Consider the following 8,601-nt stretch of genomic DNA (forward strand, 5'->3'; position numbering starts at 1 on the left):
GGGTAGGTCTCGTCGTTGCGCAGGCGGCCGAGCTGGTCAATGTACTTGGAGACGGGCAGCAGGATCGTCTGCGTGCGCTCGATGGCGGTGCCGCGGCGCCACACGTACATAAGGCCAAACAGCAGCGAGGCCAAGAAGATCATCACATAGCCGCCGTCAAAGAACATGGTGAGGCACGAAGCGAAGAAGCACAGCTCAATGGCACCAAAGAGCAGGGCGAAGACGCAGGCGCCCAGCTTGTGTTTGAGGATGCCGGCGATGTAGCTCGTCAAAAGCGTCGTGGTCATGAGCATGGTCACGGTAATGGCGAGGCCGTAGGCGCTCTCCATGCGCTCGGAGTTTTGGAACAGCAGCACGATGAAGATACAGCCGACCCACATGATGTTGTTGACGAGCGGAATATAGAGTTGGCCCTTAGTGTCGCTGGGGTAGTGGATGCGCAGATGCGGCATGAGATTGAGACGGGTTGCCTCGGATACCAGCGAGAACGAGCCGGTGATGAGCGCCTGCGAGGCGATGATGGCCGCCACGGCCGAAAGCACGATGGCAAAGGGGCGCAGGGGCTCGGGGAGCATCATATAGAACGGGTTGACGATATCCATCGCGAGCATCTGGGGATTGGAGTTATTGGCGAGCAGCCAAGCGCCCTGACCCAGATAGTTAAGGATGAGGGCTGCCTTTACGAACGGCCAGGATGCGTAAATGTTAGCCTTGCCCACGTGACCCATGTCCGAATAGAGCGCCTCGGCGCCGGTCGTCGACAGGAAGACGAAGCCGAGCACCATGATGCCCGAGTGGTTGATGGGCGAGAACAGGAACATGATGCCGCGGATGGGGTTGAGCGCGCGTAGGATGGACGGGTTGCCGAGCATGTTGAACAGGCCGGCGCCTGCCAGGAACAGGAACCACAGCGTCATGAGCGGGCCGAACAGCTTGCCGATCGACGAGGTGCCGGCGCGCTGCATGGCAAATAGGCCGCAGATAATGATGATGGTAATAATGATGGCGTTGGTCTGGCCGTCACCCAAAAGCGCATGGCCCCACTCGATAGTGCGCAGGCCCTCGATGGCTGTGGTAACCGTGACGGCGGGGGTGAGGATGCCGTCGGCGAGCAGCGCCGCGCCGCCGATCATGGCAGGTAGGATCAGCCATGGTGCCACTTTGCGCACCAGGCTAAACAGGGCGAAGATGCCGCCCTCGTTGTGGTTGTCGGCCTTCATGGCGATTACCACGTACTTGACCGTGGTCACGAGCGTCATGGTCCAGATGACGAGCGAAAGCGCGCCCAAGATCATGTCCTCGCTGACGGTACCGATGCCGCCGTTGTTGGCGACGATTGATTTCATGGTGTACATGGGGCTCGTGCCGATGTCACCGTAGACGACGCCGAGCGTTACGAGCAGCATGCCAGCGGAGAGGGGGATGGCCCCATGCCCGCCTTGACCACGCTGGTCTTGGGGGCTTGCCTCAAGTTTGTTGTGTGCCACGTGGACTCCCTTAGACATCTGGTCTCTGCCAAGGGCAGTAGACCTTTATGCCATCTTTATACATATAAGAGCAGTTTGGCACATCGGGATGTTTTAGACAATAATCCCCAGCTGAGGATTATTCATATACGCAGGTAGCATTTCAAAGTGGGGGCTTTTAAGCACGTGCCGCCTGGGCGATGCCCGCTTTGGCGCCTGCGCGTTTGCCTGCGAGTTCGCAAAAAATCGCGCCGCCGATGATAAGCGCGGCGCCCATCAGGCGGACCGGTGTTATGGCTTCGCCTAAAAGAACGGCGGAGAACACGACGGCCGAAAGCGGCTCGAGGTAGCCGACGACCGCGACGGTCTGGACGGGCAGCTTGGCGACAGCACTAAAGTAGAGCAGACAACCGATGCCGGTGTTGACGACGCCGAGCATGACGACGGCGCGCCAATCAATACTGGCGGCGACGCCGGCGGACAGGAATGAGGGAGCGCCCTGCGTGATGAGCGTGAGGACCAGCGCGGTCACAAAGGCGGCGCTCACCTGGAGCGCGGAGTTCTCGAGGCCTTCGATGTGTGGCGCACCCTTGCTGGCGATGACCATCAGCGCATAGCAAAATGCCGAGGCGATGCCGCAGGCGATACCAGCAATGGGCATATTGCCGCCTAGACCTTGCGCTGCAATGAGAAAAGCACCGCAAGCGACGGCGATAAAGCCGGCGATTTTGCCGCCGGTCAGCTTTTCGCCAAAGATGAGCGGGGAGAGCGCCATGACAATGATGGGGCCGCAGTAGTACAGCAGCGAGGAAACGCCGACGCCGATCGTCTGGTAGGCTCGGAACAGAAAAATCCAGCTGGCGCCCAGCGCGGCTCCCGAGAGAAGGAGTGCTGCGGCTTCGCGGGGGCGATATGGCGCCTGCAACTTATGGCGTTGGGTGATGGCGAGGATGGTGACAAGCGAGAGTGCGCCCAAAAACGTGCGCAGCAGCACGATATCGGAGCTCGGCAGCGCGATGGCGGCGGCGATGATGCCGTTGGAACCAAACAATAGCAATGCTGCTAAGTACGTAAACAGTCCGTTGTTCATGCGCTGACATCCCCTCTATATCTGAGCATGTTCACTATGGGTGAACTGGCTTTAGAAGAAAAGCGAATATAATGCATGGCAAACATGACAAAAACTCATGCAAAGGTGGAGACGTGCCGTGGAGACTAATATCCAAAAGATGCAAGTGCTGCTCGAGACGGTGCGTGCCGGCAGCTTTACGCGTGCTGCAGAGCGGTTGAGCTATTCGCAGTCGGGCGTGAGCCGCATGGTGGGCGACCTTGAGGCAGACTGGGGTTTTAAGGTGCTTGATCGCAGCCGCGAGGGCGTAGTGCTTTCTGCCGACGGGCGGCAGGTCATGCCGGCAGTTGAGGCGTTATGCGAAGAGTTTGGCCGCCTACAGCGACGGGTGGATGAGATGCGTGGGCTCATGCGCGGCAAGATCTGCATCGGTACGTTTTCGAGTGTGGCGACCCACGTGCTGCCGCCGGTGATCGCGCACTTTCGCGCCGATCACCCGGACGTCGATTACGAGCTGCTGATGGGTGATTACTCCGAGATTGAGCAATGGGTGGCGGAAGGTCGCTGCGACCTGGGCTTTATTCCGCGCGAACCACGCGGCGCCGGCATGGCGTCGCGGCCGTTGGTGCAAGATGAGTTGATGGCCGTGGTGCCAGCGGACTCCTCGCTTGCTACCGCGGAGGTCGTTTCCCTTGCCGATTTGGCCAACGAGCAGTTTATTCTGCTGGAACGCGGTAGCGACGACGAGATTACGCCGCTGTTTCGCCGCGCGGGCCTGGCGGTACGCTCTAAGCTGTCGACCTGGGATGATTATGCGATTATGGCCATGGTCGAGGACGATCTGGGCGTGAGCATTCTTCCGGCGCTCATCTTGCGCCGCTGCCAGTTCGATGTTGCCGTGCGCCCGCTCGAGGGACATCCTCATCGGCAGATCAACGCCATATACCGCACCGCTGACGTTTCGCTTGCGGCGGCTCGTTTCCTTGAATATCTCTAAAAGCGCGTACCTGTTGTCTACTTTGGGACAATTCTCGGGGTTCGGTACATTTTCTTATGAAATTGAACTTTCGGATAATGCGCCGCGCTATACTGCTGCCTAAATTGAACTCAGGTTCAATTTGTGTTCTATAAATTGAACTTTGCCAGCAAGGAGGTTCTAATGGCCCAAGAGACGTTTAGCGATCGCCTGCGACAGACCATGTCCGATCGCGACGTTCGCCAGTCGGATGTAATCCGCGCATCGGAGATGCTCGGCAAAAAACTCGGCAAGAGTCAGATGAGCCAATATGTGAGCGGCAAGACGATCCCGCGGCGCGATGTGGCAGAGCTGCTCGCCCGTATTTTGGAGGTCGATGTTTCCTGGCTGCTCGCCAGTGACGCCGATCAAGTCGAGACGTCCTCGTCCCATAACGTTGCCAAATCCGAACCTAGTCTCTCAGCTCAAATTCCAAGGAGCACCACCATGCGTACTTTTTCTAAATCCACCAAGCTCGATAACGTCCTGTATGACGTGCGCGGTCCCGTCGTCGACGAGGCTGCCCGTATGGAGGACGAGGGCGAGCGCATCCTCAAGCTCAATATCGGCAACCCGGCGCCCTTCGGTTTTCGCACGCCCGACGAGGTTATCAAGGACATGCGCCAGCAGCTGCCCGACTGCGAAGGCTATTCCAATTCGCGCGGCCTGTTCTCTGCGCGCAAGGCGATCATGCAGTATTCGCAGATCAAGGGCCTGCCCAATGTTCAGATGGAGCATATCTACACGGGCAACGGCGTGTCCGAACTCATTCAGCTTTCGATGAACGCTCTGCTCGACAATGGCGACGAGATTTTGATCCCCAGCCCCGACTATCCGCTCTGGACGGCGTGCGCAACCCTCGCCGGCGGTCATCCCGTGCACTATCTATGCGATGAGCAGGCGGATTGGTATCCCGACCTGGAGGATATGGAGTCCAAGATCACGAGCGCGACCAAGGCCCTCGTCATCATCAACCCCAACAACCCCACGGGCTCGGTCTACCCGCGCGAGGTGCTCGAGGGCATCGTCGAGGTTGCGCGCAGGCATCAGCTGATGATCTTTGCCGATGAGATCTACGACCGTCTGTGCATGGACGGCTACGAGCACGTCTCGATTGCCTCGCTCGCTCCCGATCTGCCCTGCGTTACCTTTAGCGGCCTTTCCAAGTCGCACATGATCGCGGGCTATCGTATTGGCTGGATGGTGCTTTCGGGCAACCAGCGCTGCATGAGCGACTTCATTATGGGTATCAACATGCTCTCTAACATGCGCCTGTGCTCCAACGTGCCGGCCCAGTCGATCGTCCAGACGGCGCTCGGTGGCCATCAGTCGGTCAACGACTACATCCGTCCCGGCGGTCGTGTCTACGAGCAGCGCAACTTTGTGTATGAGGCACTCAACAAGATCGATGGCATCTCGGTGGTCAAGCCGCGCGCGGCGTTCTATATCTTCCCCAAGATGGATGTTAAAAAGTTCAACATCACCGATGACGAGCAGTTTGCCCTCGACCTGCTGCACGAGAAGAAGATTCTGATCACGCGCGGCGGCGGCTTTAACTGGGCCGAGCCCGATCACTTCCGCATCGTGTACCTGCCGCGTATGGAAGTGCTCAAAGAGTCGCTCGAAGACCTCGCCGATTTCTTCGATCATTACCGCCAGAGCTAAGGGATAGAGGCCCCATACAATCGAAAGCTCCCTGCAGTTGCTTGGCTGCGGGGAGCTTTCTTGAATCGGCGGAACTAAATAACGATTCCGTTGCAGTGGTCGATTTCGTGCTGGATGATCTCGGCGGTGTAGCCCGAGAAGTTTTTGATGCGGCGGACAAAGTTCTCGTCCAAATACTCAACCTTAATGCGGCGATAGCGGGTACAGGGACGCTCGCCGATCAGCGAGAGGCACCCTTCGCTCGTCTGATAGGCATTGACCTGCTCAAGAATTTGAGGGTTGTACATCAGGAGCGCCCTGGTGCCGTCCTTTACGCAGATGATGCGTTTGCGCACGCCGATCATGTTGGCGGCGAGGCCCACGCACTCGTGCTCATGTTCGTTGAGCGTATCCAGGAGGTCCTGCCCGGTCGCGGCGTCGTCGGGTCCCGCGTCTTCGGAAGGAAGACGCAAAAAGAACTCGGATTTCATGATGGGCTTGATCATGGCGGGCTCCTCATGTCTTATGCTTTCGTGGACTTTTAATAATAGCGCGGAAGGAAAGCTGTGCGTCCGCGTTACAATCTTTCGACGTTGGACCATGTTGTCAGACTCGTCGTGTACGGCGTCTGGCGTAAGTCTAGGGCTCATTTTTCGCCCTGGACTGTTCCTCTGGGGCGATGCGACTGTCGTTCCAAGAGGAAGGAAATGCATGGGGAGCAAATCTCAGCAACAAGTTAGAGTAACGCCATCGGGCACTGCGGCGCTTCTCGTCGTAATGTATATTGCAGCCTTTGTCGCCGCGTTTAACGAGAACATCATTAACGTGGCGTTGCACGACATTATGGCGGCCTTTTCGGTGAGTGCCACCACGGCGCAGTGGCTCGTTTCGGGCTACATGATCGTGACGTCGATCTTTACGGCCATCATGGCCTTCCTGTCCGGCCGTTTCTCGACGCGCAAGCTGCTGTTTTTCGCATGCGGATGCATGGTCGCCGGCGAAGCCCTGTGCCTGGTCGCTCCGTCGTTTAGCGTTTTGCTGCCAAGTCGTATTTTGCAGGCTGCGGGATCGGGCATCTTGTTCCCGCTCATGATGAACGTGGTGCTGTCTTGTGCCCCGCGTGAGAAGCTCGGTCTGTATCTGAGCCTGGGTGGTGCCTGCATTACGCTGGGGCCGGCGTTTGGACCCGTGATCAGCGGTCTTATGTGCACGTTGTTTGGCTGGAGGGCGGTGTTCGTAGTGCCGCTGGTGGGCGGCATTGCGGTCGCAGCGGCGGGCGTTAAGCTTGTTCAGAATGTCGGAGAGCGTTCGAACACCACGCTTGATATTCTGTCGGTTGTTTTGCTCGCGGCCGGCATTATGGCATTTGTGTATTCCGTAGGCGAGTTCTCGACCAATCTGATTGCCGGTATCGTGGCGCTGTTCGCCGCCATTGTACTGCTCGGCCTGTTTGCCGCCCGTCAGCTCAAGCTCGAACATCCGGTGCTTAACGTGCGTCCCATGGCGAGCGTTCGCTTTTGGCCTGCGTGCCTGCTTGTGGTGGTGTCGATGATGACGACGTTCTCGATGAGCGTTTTGTTGCCGCTCTATTTTGAGGGCGCATACGGAATGACAGCACTTGTTGCGGGCTTGCTCATTTTGCCGGCGATTGCCTGCAACGCCGTGACCTCGATTGTGGGAGGACGTGTGATGGACGCCCGTGGCGCATGGCCGCTGCTGCCGGTCGGCTTTGCCCTGATTGCCGTGGGACAGACTGCCATCTCGATGACGGCGGCAAGCATGAACATCGGCGTCGTCGTGGCGCTGACCGTTGTGGTGTATGCCGGAGTCGGTTTGGTGCTGAGCCCCTCGCAAACGGCCGGCTTGGAGACGCTGCCCGCCGCTGAGCATCCTCACGGAACGGCATTGCTCAACACGTGGAACATGATTGCCGCATCGTTTGGCCCGTCGCTGTTTATCGGCCTGCTCTCGAGTTCTGCGGCGACTGCCGGTGTCGCTGGCGCTGCGACGGACGTTGCCCAGGCGATTGGATTTGCAGCTGCCGTGCGTGTGGCGGCTGTAATTGCCTTGGTCGGATTTGTGGTATCGGTTGTGTACGCTCGCCGCGAGTCGCACATGTCGCATTAATGTGTGCACATAGATTCTGCAGCTAGATTGGATGGCGACACCATAAACTAATGGACGTTTTGCCGAGAGGCATGAATGTTTAAAGCGCAAAGAGTGCGCGACGGGCCCCGCGAATGGGGCGATGATGCCCGAGAGGGCCAAGAAGGAGTCTCATGTCCGAGAACGAAGAGATTATGAACGAGACCGAGAACGAGACCATGGCTGCCGAGGTCGAGGCAGTCGAGACCGTGGAGACCGAAGCTGCCGAGGTTGAGGCTGCTGACGAGGTTTCCGCCGAGGAGGAGGCCGAGGTTGTCGAGGCCGCCGCTGATTACGATGACGAAGAGCTGATGGACAAGATGCAGAAGGCCGCCCGCCTGCTGCGTAGCCGTCGCTTTGCTATTTCCAAAGAGGAGGAGGCCAAGGCCGAGCGCATGGCGAACATCGAGCGCGCCATCAAGCTCCTTGACCTCAAGCCCAAGATGGAGCAGAAGGAAATGTCCGACCTGTTGGGCATGCGCCTTCGTGAGCTCGATGGCCTGATGGCCGAGGCCGAGGCTGCCGATCTGGTTGGCCGCATCGACGACGCCGAGGGCGATATGCGCAAGATCGTTGTCTTCGCTGCCGAGGATGCCGCTGAGGGCCTGGTCGAGCTTGCCAACAAGAAGGAGAAGCTCCTGCCTGAGCTTTCTTACGAGGAGGCCACCGAGCTGATGGCCGCTCTCGATAAGGTCATCGCTCCGCTCGTCGCCATGGGCCTGGACGAGGACCGCGGTCCTCGCGGCGGTCGTGACGATCGCGGTGGCCGTGGCGGCGACCGCGGCGGTCGCGGCGGCTTTGGCGAACGCGGTGGCCGTGGTGGCGACCGCGGCGGTCGCGGTGGCGATCGTGGCGGCCGTGGCGGCTTTGGTGACCGTGGCGGCGACCGTGGCGGTCGCGGCGGCTTTGGTGGCAACCGTGGTGGCTATGGCGATCGCGGTGGCAACCGTGGCGGCTTCGGCGGCAACCGCGGTAACGACCGCGGCGGTCGCGGCGGCGATCGTGGCGGCCGCAACGGCGGCGGCTTCCGCGGCAACCGCTTCTAGGGGTTACGCGGTTCTACGAACCGCGTAACTAGTTGACGCTGCGCGCCTCCCAGAGCGACAATTTGTCATTCAAAAGGCAGGGCATGACCAGAAGGTCTATGCCCTGCCTTTTTCATGCCAACTTGTTCGCTCTGGGAGGCGCTCGCTCATATGACCCAATCCGCTGTCAAGAGCCACAATGGCCCCGCCGACCGCCTGCAATCGGTCGGCGGGGCC

7 protein-coding genes are annotated in these 8,601 nt (G+C 59.3%); 4 read left to right on the plus strand and 3 right to left on the minus strand.

Annotated features, from left to right (window positions below):
• A partial coding sequence (locus AB5164_RS09105; RefSeq protein ID WP_368148006.1) for a KUP/HAK/KT family potassium transporter occupies positions 1-1,505 on the minus strand: 1,505 nt, incomplete at its 3' end.
• 139 nt (positions 1,506-1,644) lie between these two features.
• A complete protein-coding gene (locus AB5164_RS09110) occupies positions 1,645-2,556 on the minus strand; it encodes a DMT family transporter (protein WP_368143236.1) in 912 nt (303 codons plus the stop codon).
• 118 nt (positions 2,557-2,674) lie between these two features.
• On the opposite strand from AB5164_RS09110, the gene AB5164_RS09115 reads away from it, so the two are divergent.
• Both AB5164_RS09115 and AB5164_RS09120 read left to right on the plus strand, forming a co-directional pair.
• Entirely contained in the window at positions 2,675-3,532 is an 858-nt protein-coding gene (locus tag AB5164_RS09115; protein WP_368143235.1) for a LysR family transcriptional regulator, read from the plus strand.
• 162 nt (positions 3,533-3,694) lie between these two features.
• Entirely contained in the window at positions 3,695-5,215 is a 1,521-nt protein-coding gene (locus AB5164_RS09120; protein WP_368143234.1) for an aminotransferase class I/II-fold pyridoxal phosphate-dependent enzyme, read from the plus strand.
• Positions 5,216-5,289: 74 nt separating this feature from the next.
• Here AB5164_RS09120 and AB5164_RS09125 read toward each other — a convergent pair whose 3' ends face one another.
• A complete protein-coding gene (locus tag AB5164_RS09125) occupies positions 5,290-5,700 on the minus strand; it encodes a peptide deformylase (RefSeq protein ID WP_368143233.1) in 411 nt (136 codons plus the stop codon).
• A gap of 205 nt (positions 5,701-5,905) precedes the next feature.
• Here AB5164_RS09125 and AB5164_RS09130 point away from each other — a divergent pair, with 205 nt between their 5' ends.
• Together AB5164_RS09130 and AB5164_RS09135 are read left to right on the plus strand one after the other, a co-directional pair.
• Complete coding sequence (locus tag AB5164_RS09130) at positions 5,906-7,321, plus strand: MFS transporter (RefSeq protein WP_368148008.1); 1,416 nt, start codon at positions 5,906-5,908, stop codon at positions 7,319-7,321.
• A gap of 152 nt (positions 7,322-7,473) precedes the next feature.
• On the plus strand, positions 7,474-8,385 hold the full coding sequence (locus AB5164_RS09135) for a hypothetical protein (RefSeq protein WP_347478227.1): 912 nt from the start codon (positions 7,474-7,476) through the stop codon (positions 8,383-8,385).
• Positions 8,386-8,601: the final 216 nt, after the last annotated feature.

Origin of the sequence: Collinsella aerofaciens (genome assembly GCF_040915425.1) — a bacterium.
GTDB lineage: Bacteria > Actinomycetota > Coriobacteriia > Coriobacteriales > Coriobacteriaceae > Collinsella > Collinsella aerofaciens_BW.